Origin of the sequence: Microcoleus sp. PH2017_09_SFU_O_A (assembly GCF_020738625.1) — a bacterium.
In the GTDB taxonomy this organism is placed as follows: Bacteria; Cyanobacteriota; Cyanobacteriia; order Cyanobacteriales; family Microcoleaceae; genus Microcoleus.
On record NZ_JAEQCF010000108.1, the window covers coordinates 1 to 16,189 of the forward strand.

Annotated in this window: 16 protein-coding genes; 7 read left to right on the top strand and 9 right to left on the bottom strand. The window is 46.0% G+C overall.

The features are described from left to right. Positions 1–488: 488 nt before the first annotated feature. A complete protein-coding gene (gene pheS / locus JGK16_RS29195; protein ID WP_293193472.1) occupies positions 489–1,493 on the bottom strand; it encodes a phenylalanine--tRNA ligase subunit alpha in 1,005 nt (334 codons plus the stop codon). Positions 1,494–1,828: 335 nt separating this feature from the next. Between pheS and surE the strand changes: the two genes are divergently transcribed. Further along, positions 1,829–2,635 (top strand): 5'/3'-nucleotidase SurE, encoded by an 807-nt coding sequence (gene surE, locus JGK16_RS29200; protein WP_293177843.1) that lies wholly within the window; start codon positions 1,829–1,831, stop codon positions 2,633–2,635. A 126-nt stretch (positions 2,636–2,761) separates the two neighbouring features. Continuing rightward, positions 2,762–3,160 (top strand): hypothetical protein, encoded by a 399-nt coding sequence (locus JGK16_RS29205; RefSeq protein ID WP_293193473.1) that lies wholly within the window; start codon positions 2,762–2,764, stop codon positions 3,158–3,160. Between the two features lie 230 nt (positions 3,161–3,390). On the opposite strand, the gene JGK16_RS29210 is transcribed toward JGK16_RS29205, so the two are convergent. The 3 genes from JGK16_RS29210 to JGK16_RS29220 form a co-directional block, all read right to left on the bottom strand. Continuing rightward, complete coding sequence (locus tag JGK16_RS29210; protein ID WP_293203557.1) at positions 3,391–3,549, bottom strand: hypothetical protein; 159 nt, start codon at positions 3,547–3,549, stop codon at positions 3,391–3,393. A 193-nt stretch (positions 3,550–3,742) separates the two neighbouring features. Further along, positions 3,743–4,966: an LL-diaminopimelate aminotransferase gene (locus JGK16_RS29215; RefSeq protein WP_293193474.1), complete on the bottom strand. Its 1,224-nt coding sequence runs from the start codon at positions 4,964–4,966 to the stop codon at positions 3,743–3,745. Between the two features lie 214 nt (positions 4,967–5,180). Then, positions 5,181–5,504 (bottom strand): thioredoxin family protein, encoded by a 324-nt coding sequence (locus tag JGK16_RS29220; protein WP_293177837.1) that lies wholly within the window; start codon positions 5,502–5,504, stop codon positions 5,181–5,183. A 145-nt stretch (positions 5,505–5,649) separates the two neighbouring features. On the opposite strand from JGK16_RS29220, the gene JGK16_RS29225 reads away from it, so the two are divergent. Further along, the gene (locus tag JGK16_RS29225; RefSeq protein WP_293193475.1) at positions 5,650–6,399 is read left to right on the top strand and encodes a biotin/lipoate A/B protein ligase family protein; all 750 of its coding nucleotides are present in this window, start codon (positions 5,650–5,652) and stop codon (positions 6,397–6,399) included. 255 nt (positions 6,400–6,654) lie between these two features. On the opposite strand, the gene JGK16_RS29230 is transcribed toward JGK16_RS29225, so the two are convergent. The 4 genes from JGK16_RS29230 to psaK form a co-directional block, all read right to left on the bottom strand. Beyond that, positions 6,655–7,443 carry a DUF928 domain-containing protein gene (locus tag JGK16_RS29230; protein WP_293177831.1) on the bottom strand — a complete coding sequence of 263 codons (789 nt, stop codon included), beginning with the start codon at positions 7,441–7,443 and terminating at the stop codon, positions 6,655–6,657. A gap of 47 nt (positions 7,444–7,490) precedes the next feature. Next, positions 7,491–9,449 (bottom strand): adenylate/guanylate cyclase domain-containing protein, encoded by a 1,959-nt coding sequence (locus JGK16_RS29235; RefSeq protein WP_293193476.1) that lies wholly within the window; start codon positions 9,447–9,449, stop codon positions 7,491–7,493. Positions 9,450–9,805: 356 nt separating this feature from the next. Then, complete coding sequence (locus JGK16_RS29240; RefSeq protein WP_293193477.1) at positions 9,806–11,002, bottom strand: site-2 protease family protein; 1,197 nt, start codon at positions 11,000–11,002, stop codon at positions 9,806–9,808. A gap of 80 nt (positions 11,003–11,082) precedes the next feature. Continuing rightward, positions 11,083–11,367: a photosystem I reaction center subunit PsaK gene (gene psaK / locus JGK16_RS29245; protein ID WP_293177824.1), complete on the bottom strand. Its 285-nt coding sequence runs from the start codon at positions 11,365–11,367 to the stop codon at positions 11,083–11,085. A gap of 134 nt (positions 11,368–11,501) precedes the next feature. On the opposite strand from psaK, the gene JGK16_RS29250 reads away from it, so the two are divergent. From JGK16_RS29250 to JGK16_RS29260, 3 genes are all read left to right on the top strand, one after another. Then, a complete protein-coding gene (locus JGK16_RS29250; protein WP_293177822.1) occupies positions 11,502–12,143 on the top strand; it encodes a phosphoribosylanthranilate isomerase in 642 nt (213 codons plus the stop codon). Positions 12,144–12,258: 115 nt separating this feature from the next. Continuing rightward, a complete protein-coding gene (locus tag JGK16_RS29255) occupies positions 12,259–12,711 on the top strand; it encodes a CPBP family intramembrane metalloprotease (RefSeq protein ID WP_293193478.1) in 453 nt (150 codons plus the stop codon). A 122-nt stretch (positions 12,712–12,833) separates the two neighbouring features. Then, positions 12,834–13,121 (top strand): CPBP family glutamic-type intramembrane protease, encoded by a 288-nt coding sequence (locus JGK16_RS29260; protein WP_293203558.1) that lies wholly within the window; start codon positions 12,834–12,836, stop codon positions 13,119–13,121. A gap of 12 nt (positions 13,122–13,133) precedes the next feature. On the opposite strand, the gene JGK16_RS29265 is transcribed toward JGK16_RS29260, so the two are convergent. Next, complete coding sequence (locus tag JGK16_RS29265; protein ID WP_293193479.1) at positions 13,134–14,333, bottom strand: transposase; 1,200 nt, start codon at positions 14,331–14,333, stop codon at positions 13,134–13,136. Between the two features lie 249 nt (positions 14,334–14,582). On the opposite strand from JGK16_RS29265, the gene JGK16_RS29270 reads away from it, so the two are divergent. Continuing rightward, the gene (locus JGK16_RS29270) at positions 14,583–15,914 is read left to right on the top strand and encodes a HEAT repeat domain-containing protein (protein ID WP_293193480.1); all 1,332 of its coding nucleotides are present in this window, start codon (positions 14,583–14,585) and stop codon (positions 15,912–15,914) included. The last annotated feature ends 275 nt before the right edge of the window (positions 15,915–16,189 follow it).

Here is a 16,189-nt window from a genome sequence, read left to right on the forward strand (position 1 = left end):
ATCTTGACTCCAGGCAAGTCTAATAGATAGTCTAAATAAAAGTCCATGACAGTAAATGTATTGTTTGTTACATTATACACCATAAAGTCAGGAGAGCCGATAACACAAAGAATGCTGTGGAGCGCGCTGTTGACAGTATCAAAGGTGCTTTTAGCAAGTAGAAAATAAATCATACTCAGTAGGTTTGTAGTGAGGACTTTAGTCCTTCTTTTCCCGAGGACTTTAGTCCTCACTACAAACCAAGATGACCGCGCTCGCTCTCTTCGGACAGGATATTAGGTTTTTTCGCCTTGTCAGGTCGATCGAAACTCAAAACATCGATCTACATTAACCAAAACCCCTACAGTCAGAGTAAAACCCAGGGCGGTTTTATTGTCGTCAGACAAATTAGGTACGTTGTTGCGCTTCAGCGCTCTTTCTAATATTAGCTAAAGAGCGCTGAAGCGCAACAACGTACCTTCAGAGTAAAACCGACCTCAAGCCACTACTTAAAACTGCCGCAAAAATCGTAAATCGCTAGCATAAACCCGGCGAATGTCATCAATTTCATAAAGTACCATAGCGAACCGCTCCACCCCAAAACCGGCTGCAAATCCAGTATACTTTTCTGGATCTAAACCGACTCCTTTAAGAACATTAGGATCTACTACACCGCAGCCCAAAACTTCCAGCCATTTGCCGTTCCACTGCAAATCAACTTCAGCAGAAGGTTCTGTAAACGGAAAGTAACTCGTGCGGAAACGAATCGGCAAATCTTGCCCGAACATTTGTCGCAAAAACTCTTTAATTGTGCCTTTCAAGTCAGTAAATGTCAGATTTTCACCAATAGCTAAAAGTTCAATTTGGTGGAATACTGCCGCGTGAGTAGCATCAACAGTATCGCGGCGGTAAACGCGGCCGGGTGAGACAATCCGAATCGGCGGTTTGTGCTGTTCCATGTAGCGAATTTGCACCGAGGATGTTTGAGTCCGCAGCAAGTCGCCACCGGGCAGGTAAAATGTATCTTGCATATCCCGCGCCGGGTGATCGGGCGGAGTGTTCAGCGCCTCGAAGTTGTAATAATCTGTTTCCATTTCCGGGCCGTTGGCGACGGTATAGCCCAGGCCGACAAAGATATCGAGAGCGCGGTCTATGACGGCGTTTAAGGGGTGAATTCTGCCTTGGGGGCGAAAAATCCCCGGCATGGTGACATCGAGGGTTTCTGAGGCTAATTTGGCTTCAATTTGGGCGTTTTGGAGGGCGGCGCGCTTGTCTTCTAAGTCGGCTTGTAGGGCTTCTTTTACAGTATTGGCGATCGCGCCTACTTTTGGCCGCTGATCGGCTGACAGTTTCCCCATCATGCCTAAAATTTGAGAGAGTTGGCCTTTTTTGCCTAGGTAGCCGACGCGCAACTGTTCGAGTTGTTCGAGGGTATTCGCAGTTGCGATCGCACTTTTGGACTCTTGGCCCAGGGTTTCTAGTTGAGTTTCAATGTCGCTGAGCTGGACAGTCATTTTGATTTTAGATTTTAGGTTTTAGATTTTAGATTGATGGCGATTTTGGGCCAAGCTGAGTTTAGCGCAATTTTGGTGTGGCTGACTTGTAGATTTTAGATTGATCGCTGGGGAGCATCTCATTTTTGTTTGCAAAAAACATTTCTTTTTACAACAGTGCTGTCCCCGCTCGCTTGCTTATAGAACCAAGCGAGCGGGGACAGCACTGTTAAAAGCAAAACTGAGATGCACCCGGTGGCTGCTTAATGCGTAATAGGTAATAGATAATTGCAAGTAAAACCGATCGCCCTACTTGAATCTAGTTTAAGATTATTCTCAGGCCTCTAAAAATTTCAATGAAACTTTTAATTAGCAACGACGACGGCATCTTTGCACAAGGCATCCGCAGCCTCGCCAACGCTCTCGCCACCGCAGGCCACTCTGTGAGCGTAGTTTGTCCCGACAGAGAGCGCTCCGCTACCGGACACGGCCTTACACTGCACCAACCCATCCGCGCCGAAATTGTCGAATCTGTTTTTGACCCCGCCGTCAAAGCTTGGGCTTGTTCGGGTACTCCCGCCGACTGCGTTAAACTAGCTTTGTGGGCTTTACTTGACAAACCGCCCGATTTTGTCCTTGCTGGCGTCAACCACGGGCCGAATTTAGGCACGGACATCATCTGTTCGGGGACGGTTTCGGCTGCGATGGAAGGAATTATGGAAGGCATTCCCAGCATTGCTTTCAGCCTCGCCAGCTATACTTCGCAGGAATTTGGGCCGGCGGTGGATTTCGCTGTCACCTTGCTACGACAGTTGGAAAAACAGCCAATGCCAAAACCGACACTGTTGAATGTCAACATACCAGCAGTCTCACAAGCAGAAATTACCGGAGTTGCGATCGCCCGTCAAGGCATTCGCCGCTATTTCGACATATTTCAAAAGCGCACCGATCCGCGCGGCAAAACTTATTATTGGCTGGCTGGGGAATTGTTAGAAGATGTGGAAGAAACCTCCGAATCGGCAGTTTGGCATGATATTCCTACAGACGTACAAGCTATTCGCGACAATAAAATTACCGTTACTCCGCTGCAATACAATCTCACCTGTGTTCCCGATTTGCACTCGTTACGAGATTGGCAATTTGAAAGTTTTCCCAAGCAGTGAGCTCCGATCGACCCGATCGCCGCTGTAAACTAGGAATTAAGGATAAAGTGCCTATGAAGGTATATGCCCTAGGCGTTAACGCAGGCTCTCAATTGGTTGTTGGTTTTTTACTCAAGAAAAGCAGTTATGAACGCTCCCACCTATAACACTCATTCTGTCACTTGCCCGATTTGCAACCGTTCCAGCGTCGTGGGCCCAGTCGGAATGGTCAGCGGACTATTCACCTGTCCCCACTGCCATTCTCATATGGTAATTAGCTGGAGCGGCCATTTTGTCCGCGATCCTTTTAGTCTCAAACAACTGACGGTGGGAAAGATGCTCAGGCGCGAGAGCAGGCCGTTAGCTCGCCTTCAGCGGGACTTTGGGCTGGGCAAGCATTTTCCGTTACTGGCAATTTTGGGAAGCGTGGTATTTTTGGGATGTGCGATCGCAGCTACAGAACAATCGCTACCCCGACAGAGTTCATTTCAAGGATTTTTAGAGTGGGTGAGCGGAACTGGCAATTCCCAAGATGTCTCGCGTTAATATTTCAACATAAATTGTGACAGATATTACTGGTAAATATCTATTCCGTTAGGTAGAGATAACGAGAGAATACTTACGCATTCCGACTGCTGGAAACCGGGTTTTTAGGGTTTTGATTGGCTGTAACGAAGTTTTTTTGTGAAAAACCCGGTTTCTGATTAGGTGTGCCTAAGTTCTAGCAGTTTCAGCTTATACCAATTCTCATAAGTAGGGCTACTTTTAAGAATTGTTCAACAGTTGACAGTTGACAGTTGACAGTTGACAGTTTGAGAGCGACCTCTACCTAGAAGGAAGAGGATTGGAGTAATGAATAGTCTGATTTTAATTTCTTCCTCACTCGCTTTCTTGCTTTCAACCAATTCTTTCTGGTAATTTTTCGTTAGTTTCATCTACTTATACTCAGGCTGCGGACTGAAGTCCGCACTACGAACGAATCTTACTGCGGTTAATTGAGCCGGCACGAGATGATTTAATAAATCTTGGATTGATAAATTAACCGCAGATATAGGTAGATAAACGCAGATAAACGCAGATAATTTCAAGAGAGGAGAGTGCATGAATACAATCTTTTTAACTGAGCAATTAATTGAGAAATTCCGCAATTTTTCTAACCGCTGCTTCCAAAATTTCAGGTGACTCAACTAAGGCAAATCGCACGTAGCCTTCTCCTGATTTCCCGAAACCGGCGCCGGGGGATGCTGCGACTCCTGTACTCTGTACTAGCTGAGTGCAAAATTTCACCGAATCCGACGCCCAAGGTGCTGGTAGTTTCGCCCAAACGTACATGGTGGCGGGGGGTACGGGCACTTCCCAGCCGATCGCCCTTAGCGCATTTACAAAGGTATCCCGGCGTTTTCTGAAGGTTTCGACGCTGGTGGTGACGCTATCTTGGGGGCCCGTTAATGCCGCGCTGGCTCCGTTCAAAATCCCTAGATATTGGTTGAAGTCTACGGCGGCTTTTACTTGTCGCAGGGCTGTAATTAGTTCGGGATTGCCGATCGCATATCCAACTCGAAAGCCTCCCATATTGTAGGATTTTGATAGCGTGAAAAACTCGATCGCCACACTCTTATCTCGATCGGCTTGAAAAATCGACGGCGCCATCAATTTACGAAATTCCTGGATATCGGAGGGCGGGCGCGCACCATCCACCGCCCCTACGGAATCGTCAAACACCAAATCCACATAGGGGAAATCGTGAACTAAAACGAGCTCGTGTTGGCGACAAAAATTCACTGCTTTCTCAAAAAATGCCAGCGGGGCGATCGCAGTTGTAGGATTGTGAGGATAGCTCAAAACCATCATCTTCGACTGAGCCAAGACGGGCATCGGAATATCTTCAAAAACAGGCAAAAACTGATTTTCTGCTAGTAGGGGCATCGGGTAAATTTGACCGCCCGCCAAATACACACCTCCCGCGTGGGAAGGATAGCCCGGATCTAGCAGCAAAGCAAAATCTCCGGGGTTGAGCACAGCTAAAGGCATATGCGCGGTGCCTTCTTGGGAACCAATTAACGGCAGCACTTCTGTTTCTGGATCGACTGAAATCCCAAATTTTTGCTCGTACCAGGAAGCTGCTGCTTCCCGGAAAGAGCGGGTTCCGTTAAACAGTAAATAGCCGTGGGTGCTAGGATCTGATAGGGAATTGGCGATCGCATCTGTAATGTGAGCAGCCGCAGGCAAATCGGAAGAACCCAGAGACAAGTCGATCGCATTTTGTCCGGCGGCTCTTGCTAGAGCTTTTGCCCGATCCATATCGGCAAATACATTAAATTTTAGGGGTTGTAAACGTTTGGCAAATTGCATATTTTTTGTATTTTTCTTGATATTAATCAATCATTTAAAATTGCTAAAAACTGATTATTTTTGATGTTTTTCAGACATTTTTTTTTAACCGCAGAGAGCGCAGAGGGCGCAGAGGAAGAGAGAGATTGAAGAGAAAGGAGAGATGTTGAAAATTTATTGGGGATGGATCTAGTTGTGGGTGGGGAGTTGGAAACTCCCGAATCATTTCAAAATTTTATAAGTGACCTTCTAGCAAACCGAGCAATGTTTGTTTGGTAATAGCTCCTTCGTGGGAAAGGACTACTTCGCCATTTTTAAATAGTCTGAGTGCTGGGACTCCTTCTACTTTATACTGCTTGACAGTATTAGGATTGGGGTCAATTTCCATTTTAACCACTTTTAGGTCGCTGTAGTTGGCAGCCATCCAGTCGATCGAGGGCGCGATGAGTTTGCAAGGCCCGCACCAAGATGCCCAAAAATAGGCAAGCACTGGTTGCTCTGCTTTCAGGACTTCTGTTTCAAATTTTTCGTCGTTAATGACAATTACACTGTTGCTCATGGTTGTACGATGATTTTTCCTGATTATTTTTAAAGCACGGGCGGGCGTTAAACTTGCACCAAATTAAAAGACAGGCACAAAAAACTGTTTCTAATTTTAAAACATCCTGCGAACTTATTGAGTATAAACTCAGGAATGGGGACTGATGGCTAATTCTGTATGGCGTTTAATTCCGCTGCTGTCCGCGTCTGGTAGGGTGCAGATGGCGATCGACAAATGGCTGCTAGAAAAGCATCTAGCGGGGAAAAATCCGCCAACTCTGCGATTTTACACCTGGGCACCGACGGCGATTTCCTTGGGCTACCACCAGCAGCGCTGGCCGGAATTTTGGCAGCAGCTATCTTGGGAGGGACAGCCTCTGGAGTTGGTGAGACGCCCTAGCGGTGGGCGCGCTGTGCTCCACCAAGGGGATTTGACTTATGCAGTTGTGGCGTCGGGATTTGAGAGCAGCCGCTTGAAAGCTTATCACACTATATGCGAGTTTTTGATTGAAGGTTGGCGGGCGATCGGTGTGGATTTGCACTACGGGGAAGCTGGGCGCGGTTACATTCACAATCCCAATTGTTTTGGTACGGCGACGGGTGCGGATTTGGTGACGGTTGATGGCTGCAAGTTAATTGGTAGCGCGCAATTGCGCCGTGGTGATGCTATTTTGCAGCATGGTTCGATGCGTTTGCAGCCGGATATTGGTTTGTTTTCTCAGGTTTTTGGGGAGGAATTAATTCCTGTGAAATTACCTCTATCTGAAGGGAGAGATGATTTGATTGCAACTGTAATTGATGCTTTGAGTGCGGCGGCTTGTCGCTGTTTTGATATTGATTTGGAGGTGCGGCCGCTTTCGGAGGAGGAATGGGAGGATATTTGGGAATTGACTCAAAAAAAATCTATTTGTTGATAGCTGAAAGAATTCTATAGAATTTAATCTGTAATCTCCTACAGGTCGATGCCGTGAAATTGTCGATTTTTTTGAGGGATTGTTGGTGGCGACGCACCCTACGAATACTGTTACTAAGAGGGCTGAAGCCCAACAACGTACCTCATCTTTTGGGAACAGCCAAGATGGCCGTTCCACAAAAGATTTTTGGTATCATGCTTGTGGGGTGGGCGCTCTTGGCAACACCCAAAAAGTTAAATTTAAATGCTGTAGAGCTTATGGTTTTGGCTCAGTTTGCACTTGGACGATCGGCTGTTTGGCAATTTTGGTCAATTTCACTGCATCTAGCAAGCTTTCCCAATCAGCATCCAGCATTGTATCCGAAGGGCGATCGCGACGAGCAGCAGCTAAATTGCTGAGAGCATCTTGCCAAATCCCATTTTCAGCATAAATAGCTGTTTTCCGCCGCGGATCTGCCTTTTCTAATTCACTGCGGATATCTGCACTGAGATCAACTCGCCGTATAGTACCAATTTCGAGCAGATCGGCAGATCTCTCTTCAGCCTCGCAAATCACTGTAAAATTCCAAGTGTATTTTTTGCCTACTTCCAAGGGAGGCACATTCTTGTTAGCGGGGATACTAACGCCGATTACTCCTGATAAATTGGCAACTTTGAGAGTCTGTTTATAAATCTGCTTGCCGCTTGGATCTAGTAGGATAAATTCGGCTGATTCCGCCCTTGTTGGAGGCAAGTAGAAAAAGAATGTTGGATATTCGGAAACAGTTCGTGAGATTTTATTTTGAGGGACTAAGCCTGTGAGATTTATTGCATTTAGCTCGCTGTTGCGACAGTTACCGCGCGTCGTCGATCTGGGCGATCGAGGGGGCGATTGCTCCATATCTTCACGGGGCTGAGCGAAGCGCGGCCCTCCCGGTACAGTATTGCGCGGCTGGCCCACATTATCTGGCGTTGGCTGTCCCACACTTGCAAATTGGCAAGCATTAAATGCTCCTATCAACAATATGGAACTAAAGACGAGGGATTTTAGTGTAAATTTAGTCATTTTTTTTCTAGGATTTGCATGATGTTTGTAAGATATGTTGTCTATTTTTACTTGGACGATCTTTCTCCTCCCAAGACGCGATAGACATTAACTTTTTGCTCCCTGCCTTTTAAAGGTAAAGCTCCCCAAGATTCTACCTCAAATTTTCCTTGAATATGCACTAAGGTTTCTTCGGCAATTAAAATGCGGCAGGTGTCCTCTTGCCGATCTTTTTCACAGCTTTCCAGGCGAGAAGCGATATTGACACTATCGCCGATTACTCCATATTCTAAACGGGTTTTGCCTCCCAAACTGCCCACCATTATCGGCCCTGTAAAAATTCCGACTCGCATTTTTGCCGACGGCAAACCGCGATCGATCCAACTTTGATTCAGGGCTGGTAAGCACGCACTTATAGCTAGGGCGCAAGATACCGCAAGGCGAGCATCTTCGGCAATTTCTTCGGGAGTTGTGCGGGGGATAGGAACACCAAATACAGCCAGCATTCCATCTCCAGTAAATTTATTAATCACCCCATGATGTTTTTGCACTTCCTCGGCCATTGCTGATAAATATTCATTTAACCAAGGCATTACTACTTCTGGGGATAATTTTTCGGAAATAGTGCTAAAGCCCTGTAAGTCTGTCAGGATCATTGTAGCAGTTAGTCTTTGCCCCGGCAATAGGCCCGACTGGAGGAGATGGACGCGCTCTTTCCACAGGGCATTGGCGATCGCCGGTGAGGTTTGCTGTCCTAATAATTTCATCACAATTTCTTGCTGCTGCTTTGACTGCTGGTACTTGTATGTGATGATAACTGCTGGGGCGATCAAAAATGCTAGTGTCGGTGAGGCCAGTGATATCCACCCCTGTTGAGTGAATAGAAAAAATGTGAATCCCCATAATATGCAGCCAAGCGCGATCGCGCTGACTATGAAATTGATCGTATTTTCTAGCCGCCAAGCTAAACAGCCGCCAACTGCTCCCCAAACAGCTATCCAGAGCATTTCTTGCCATTCATCCCAAAACCAAAATAGATTTTTGCCATCTAAAGCTGCGTTAATAATTTGGCTAGTTGCCGCTGCATGAATAAAGACTCCAGGCATCATGCGGTTGTCGCTGGCAGTGGCGCTGTAAGGGGTAGAAAAGACATCTTTTGTAGTTGGGGCTGTAACCCCGATTATCACTATTTTACCCTTCACCAATTCGGGGTCTAGTTTTCCCTCCAAAACTTGAGTGAGTGTCACGGTTTTTGCCGTATTTTCAGGAGAGCGATAATTGAGCAAGATTTGATAGCCTCCAGTGTCAATTGTCTGATAACCTCCTGAGTCCGATCGCAGTCGCGAAAAGACTGTGTTTCCTGCTTTTATTTCTTGATCTTTTGTGAGTGTTGAAGGAATTTTTTTACTGTCAATATATTTGAAAGCCAGCCGGAGCGCAAATGAGCTGAGAGTGGATTGTCCGTTGGAACGAAAGATCAAGCTCCGGCGAATTATGCCGTCTGGATCGATTACTAAATCGTTAAATCCTATCCGTGCTTTGGGTATGTTGGGAGGTGGTAGAGCGCGATCGTACTCTGACTTGCCGATGAAAGTAATCGGGATGAGTTTGGGGTTTGTGAATTGAGCTGCCAATTCTGCGTTTCCTGGTTCGTAGGGGATATCGCGGATTATATCCAGACCAATAGCGACGGGTTCGAGACGCGCTATGGAGGCGATCGCCTTCGCTAAAACTCCATCAGAGATTGGCCATTTCTTAAAAGTATGAATGTCCAGTTCTGTGACTGTCACTACTAGCAACCTCGGGTCAGGGCCTGCATCGGGGCGCAACTGTACCATCAAGTCAAAAGCCTTCAATTCCAAGGGCTGCAACCAACCTAAATGTCGCACTCCTAAGAGAGTTCCTGTCACGACAATGCAGGTGACGGCAAGAGGTTGTAAATCAGCGAAGGGTAAGGAAAAACTTAACTTTTTCCAACTACAACGTTTCTCTCCCAATTGATGAAATATCTTAAAAAGATTGGGCATAAGAATTTTTGTTTTAACCATCTTGGACAAAAAAATGTGCTATGTAGGCGGTCATAATTAACAGAACAATACCGTGGGTCATAAGTTCCTGACAGCAAGGAAATTAGCTTTTTAGGTTGAGTTTATTTATGCACGCCTATTTAGCAGAAATAATTGGTTTAAAGCCTCTCCCCCCATCGGGATAACTTTAAAAAAAGAAGACTATTCATTATTCCAATTCTCTTCCTTCTAGGTAGATGTCGCTATCAAGCTATCAAGCTATCAAGCTATCAAGCTGTCAACTGTCAACTGTCAACTGTCAACTGAATGAAACCTGAAATTGTGACTAATCTGGATTATTGATGCCCCATTTTAAATTAATTTTCTTGTACGGTTTTAGCGATCGCACTTAACTGCAATCCCAGGGGATAACTGTTTTCTTCTTTGCTGTGCTTGATATCAGCTTCGGAAATCTTGGGTTTGAGGTATTTTGCCATAACTTTCATCACGTCGCCCCGATCGATCGTCCCTACGACTGCACCAATGGACGAAAGGACGAGGATTCGCGGGAGTTGGCGGGCTTCCATGCTGTTAATTACTTCTGCAATGGATGCTTTTTCGGAGACTGTGGGGGTTTTTTCCAGGGGTTGCAAAATGTTGTGCAAAGTCTGAATTTGCCACTGACTGCGCTCTGTGCAGCGGATATCGTCGATCGACACTAAGCCCAAATCCCGCCCGTTGGTCGCAGCGATGTAAAATGGAAAGGGATTGACTTCTAGCAAATAGCGATCGGCAAATTCTCGCAAACTCAAATTTGCATCGACAACTCGAAACTCGCGGCTCATTGCATCGGCGGCCTTAGTTTTGAGCAGCGCTTCTTGCAACGAAGTAAAGCGACTGTAGCTACTAGCATTCCGAATCGCAAAAGAGCCGATCAGCGCCATCCACAAACCGCCGTACTGGCGTGCTAACAAACATAAACTGACACCGAAAGCAACAGCCAACCAACCCAAAACTTGTCCTGTTTTTGCAGCCCAACGCACGCCGGCAAATCGAGAACCAGTGATTTTCCAAATTGCTGCTTTTAAAACTTGTCCTCCGTCCAAAGGCAGCCCGGGAATCAAGTTAAATAATCCCAAAACTAGATTGATTACTGCTACTTTTTCTGTTATAATTGATAGCAAACTTGTCTGGGGGAAAACTTGAGAACCCAAACCGAGGATTAAAAACAGCGCAAAGCTGACGAGAGGGCCAGCAATAGCTACTTGAAAAGCTTGACCCGGAGTTTTTGATTCAGAGTCGATCGAAGCTACTCCGCCAAATAAGAATAGAGTAATAGAATTAACTTTAATGCCTTGCGACATCGACGCCAAGCTGTGCCCTAATTCGTGCAACAGCACGGAAGCAAATAGTAGCAAAGCTATTGCGAACCCGGCACTCCAGGAGAGCGCAGATCCCCACAATCGGTAACTGCTGGCATATTCGCGGGTTGCTAGGGCTAAAATTATAAACCACGAATAATCTATGAGTAGCGGGATGCCAAATAAAGAGCCGATTCGCCAACCTGTCTGCATGAAAGTTTCCTGGGAAAGGAGAGGAAGAATGAATTTCTATTATATCTTTTCAAACCCTTGCCTTTCCCAAACCGTGATTTTTAAAGCACTCCGGCGTTACCCAAGCCCAAGATTACTCCTGCCCCGAGCAAGTGGCCCAAGCTGGTTGTGGCCAGCAATTCTGGGATGCCGAAGCCTTTGAACATTCCAGGGACTGCAACGGGTAAAGCTGGGCCCTTGCCTCGGTTTTGTTTGTTGATGCCGTAGTAGCCGATCGCGATCGCCAGCAAGTTGCATATAATCATTGTCAGTCCTACCATTGGTGTCCACTCCACCGTTAAGGCAGTGGCAGATGGTACGGCTAACAGCAAAGATGAGTTAATCATGTTTATATGCTCCGGATTTCACAGATTAATTGATTTAGAAAATTATAAAAAGTATTTTGCATTAAACTAAGATTTGTTTTAATAGTTAACAATTCGTTTATATTTTGATACAAATTCAGCACAGAGGAAAAAGAGTGCGGGTAAAAATTTGCGGAATCACTAAATTAGACCAGGGAATGGCGATCGCCCGTTTGGGAGCCCAAGCTTTGGGGTTTATCTGCGTACCCGCTTCCCCGCGCTATGTCAGCCCCGAAACCATTCGCCTGATTGTCGAACAGTTGCCGGAAAATGTCGATCGCATTGGCGTGTTTGCAAATACCACAATAGAAAATATCTGTCAAGTAACGGCAGAGTCAAATTTAAGTGGGGTGCAACTGCACGGAGATGAAACAGCGGAATATTGCGATCGGCTGCGCGAGTTTTTGCCGGGAATTGAAATTATCAAAGCTTTGAGAGTTAAGAGTCATGAAACGTTAGCCACCGCTGCAATTTACGCCCTGCGTGTCGATACTTTACTGTTGGATGCTTACCATCCGGCTCAACTTGGCGGTACTGGCAAAACTATAGATTGGATGATGTTAGCAGAGTTTAAACCAGCTTGTCCTTGGCTGCTGGCGGGCGGCTTAACACCGGATAATATTTTAAATGCGATCGATCGCGCGATCGGCAATAACTTCAGCGGTGTTGACCTTTCGAGCGGCGTAGAAATAGCGCCGGGAGATAAAGATTTGACCAAAGTTGCTCAGTTATTCGATCGATTAAAAGCTTTAAAATAAACGGTAGTATCTCATTGTTGTAAAAAGCATTTTTTGTGTTTGAGTGCTGTCCCCGCTCGCTTGTTGATAGAACCAAGCGAGCGGGGACGCTCGCACTATAAAAGCAAAAACTGAGATGCTTCCTTTTCTCTCTTTATTCTCGCTTCTTCCCTTCGACTTGCTAGCACGCCGCCTCACCCACGCTTTTTCAACTATTCCCGATTTCACCGATTGGCTGGTTGTAGCTCTGCTGGTGCTAGTTTATAGCGCGATCGCACTTCCCATCGGTTTTTGGTCGGGATTTCTGAAAGTAGACGTGCAAACCTCCGGGCCGATAATTGCGGGAGTGCTCGCGGGCTGTTTGTTAACTCCGGGGCTGACTGAGGAAGTTTTTTTCCGCGTGTTAATGCTCCCGCACGCTTTTGAGAATGCTTCTGGGCTAATGCTGTGGTTTTGGGGATGCTCCAGTTTGGTGCTGTTTGTAGCTTACCACCCGCTCAACGCGCTGACTTTTTATCCGATCGGTCGATCGACCTTTATCAGAAAAATGGGTTTAAAACCCCGTCCTTTTAGGACGGCTTTGTGCTAAAATAGAGAAGTCTACAGGCTCAAGACACGTTGAAATAGCTACGATGAGAGCGTACCTAGACAGTTCCGAGGGGCAATGTTTAACTACATCCCTGAAGACAATAAGCTTTAGGCTTGAGTACAATGAAACATAGTCGCCACAGGGCATTGGGAGACTCTAAACGGACGCAGAGCGAGGGTAAGACTACTTCGGTAGCACATTGCTGTGAAGCGTCAAGGAATCCTCGCTCCTTCAGGACGAGGAGGTATGTCAAGAATCCCGTGTTTTTGCTACTCGCCGCTGTTTTGGGAGTAGCGTGCTCCATCGCATACCTGCTCATCGGTTCCATCTGGCCTGCGGTGGTGATTCACTGGCTGGGAGTGACAGTCTGGCTGCTGCTCTTGGGCGGTTACAAGAGGCTATATGGGTGAATTACCCAACTCTCACCTTGCGGTAGAGAGTGGGCTTCCAGCTTCCACCGCAACAGCATCCGAAAGAACCGAGATTCTTCCGGGTTGACTTACATTGCGTCCACTGGCAGTAGCGCTGATTCCCAACGCCAAAAACCGCAAGCCTTCGTCTCTAATGTTTAGCGCTGCGTTGATATCTCTATCATTCACAGAATCACACTTAGGACATTTCCATTGGCGTATTTTCAAATTCATTTTAGAAACTTTGAACAAGCAATGGTTACAAGTTTTGGAGCTAGGAAAGAATCGGTCAATCTCTAAATAGACCTTGCCTTCTGCCTCGGCTTTATACTTAAGCATTGTTCCAAACATTCCCCAGCCAGCATCATAGATAGCTTTGGCTAGGCAATGGTTTCTTACCATTCCTTTGATATTTAGATCTTCTACTACAATTACTTGGTTTTCGTTGACTATCTTGCGGGATAGCTTGTGCAGAAAATCCTCACGCACTCTTTTGATTTTAGAATTCACCTTGGCTACTAACTTCCGGGCTTTATTCCGTCGGTTACTGCCTTTGACTTTTCGGTTTAGCTTCTGTTGCTTGCGCTTCAGATTTTTACGATGTTTAGCGGTTGCTCTAGGATGCTTGTACTTAGAGCCGTCAGACGTGACCAAGAAATCAGTTAGCCCAACATCTAAGCCAATTGCTTTTCCTTCGATATTAGCATCTGGAGTGCCAATTTTATCATCAACAAGTACCGATGCAAAATACGAACCATCTCGATTTTGGGATACCGTTACAGTTTTGATCGTGCCATCATACTGGCGATGAATCTTGGCTTTGACTTCACCAATAATCGGAAATTTTATAGTGCTCTCCAGAATTTTCACATTCTGGGGATAGCTGACAGATTGCCTGTTGTGCTTGGATTTGAAGCTAGGAAACCCACCACGTTTCTCAAAGAAGTTTTTGTAAGCAGTTGATAGATTCAGTGCTACTACTTGCAAGCTTTGTGAGTATGCCCCATCTTTCAACCAAGGGTATTCCTTCTTGAGCGCTGGTAGCATACCTTGAATAGCCAATCTGCTCAATCCCTTACCAGTTTCCTTATAGGTTACTTGGCTCTTATTCAAACTATAGTTCCAAAACCATCGACAACAACCTCTCATCACCAGCAAAATACTGTTGCTGGTGGGCGCTGGGTAGATTCGGAACTTGTAAGCTTTCGGCATTTATCGGCTATCGGCATTTCTGGTAAAAAATTAACACAAGGATTTTGCGGTTGTCAATAAGTTGGCTCGTTTTCTCATCAAGCCTCAAACCTCAAACGCTGCGCGTTGTGCGGCTCGGCTGTAATCGTCAACTCGCTCGCCTTTGAGCCCGACGCTCACGGATTGTACAGGTAGAGCGCGGGACTTCCCGGCTGTATGGTTAAATTGTAAAAAGTCCAGCATCACTATATTGTCCGGAGGAGCTCAGTTGTGGAAATCATAGGAGCGATCGTAGGTTTTTTGGCGGGGATAGCAGCGGCTTACTGGTTAGTGGAAAAGCGGTTGCACAAGCAAAAGCAAGAACACTTGCTGCAAACTCGCAGAATAGCTCAGGATATAGAACTAGCTCAGATATCTCGAATGCAGCAAACTACCGAATCTCCACACGGAGAAGGAGAAGATCGGTTTAGAAGCGCTACTGTTGAACACGAAAATTTACTCAGACAAGTTACAACTCAATACGAAAATCAGATTCAACAAGTTGCGGCTCAATACGAAAATCGACTCCAACAAGTTTTAGCAGAACGCGATCGGCTCCAACAAGTTGCAGGCGCCCACGAGCAGCAGATGCGACAATTCACCCAGGAATTAGAGGCCGCTCACAATGCTAGGCTTCAGGAAAATATACAATCTTTGCAAGCCGAACACGAACGTCATATACTCACACTTTCTGACGAATTGCATGACAGTTATCAAGCTCAGATGGATGAACATTTTCAAAACCTGCAAAAACAACACGAAATTCAATTGAGACAAGCTGCCTCGCAATATGGGAACAGCGAAGTTGACATACAATCAACGACGGAGGCTTTGCAACAGCAATACGAAAGTCAGTTGCAAGCCGCTCACGAGCAGTTTCAAGCTCGCGAAGCTCAGATGCAAGCTACTATCAGGTCTTTGCAAGAGCAATACGAGAGTAATGTACAACAACAAGAAATCCCGGAGCAACAGTTCAGTCAGTTAAATCCAACAGAATTTACATCGGATTTACCACAACAAGAAGTTTGGCAAGAAGAACCATCAAGTGAGTTCAATCAACCTGAGTTCAATCAACCTGAGTTCAATCAACCTGAAGTTGAACAAGAGTTAAATTACACAGAATTTTCCGAACCACAATCAATTGATTTAGAACAACTCGAAATCAGACAAACGCTTGAATCTCCCAGACAAACACCAAACTACTCATCGGTGGCGCAGTTGATGGGATGCGTTCAAAGTCAGGACACAGAAACTCGCAAATTTGCAGCGTCTGCTTTAGGTAAAATGGGTGCGGCTAATGCTTTGAGAACCGACGGTCAGCGAGCCATAGAAACCTTGGGTAAATTAGCTCAAGATTTCAACCCGGAAGTGCGCGAAGCTGCTGTGGAAGCACTAGCAATGATTAAGTCTGAAAAAGTGATTCCGCTCTTGCAAAGAGCTTTGCGAGATACAGATAGCGGTGTGGCCAAATCGGCAAGTGCGGCGCTCAATAAGTTTAAGTTTTACCCGCGCACTCCGGCGGTGAAACCGAAACTGATGGATATCAAGAAACCAAAGCGTTAAGCAGTTACGAGCCTAAATATAGCAATTCTCAATTGCCTAAAACACCGTAGGGACACAACATTGTTGTGTCTTTAATTTTGGTCGCTTCTCAGTTTTGCTTTTAAAATAGTGCTGTCCCCGCTCGCTTGCTTATAGAACCAAGCGAGCGGGGACAGCACTGTAGAAAGAAATGTTTTTTGCAAAAATGAGATGCTCCCGAGAGTGTCAATGAGCAGATATCGTCAACTGATATCGTTTGGGAGCATCTCAGTTTTGCATCCGTAGTGCGAGCGTCC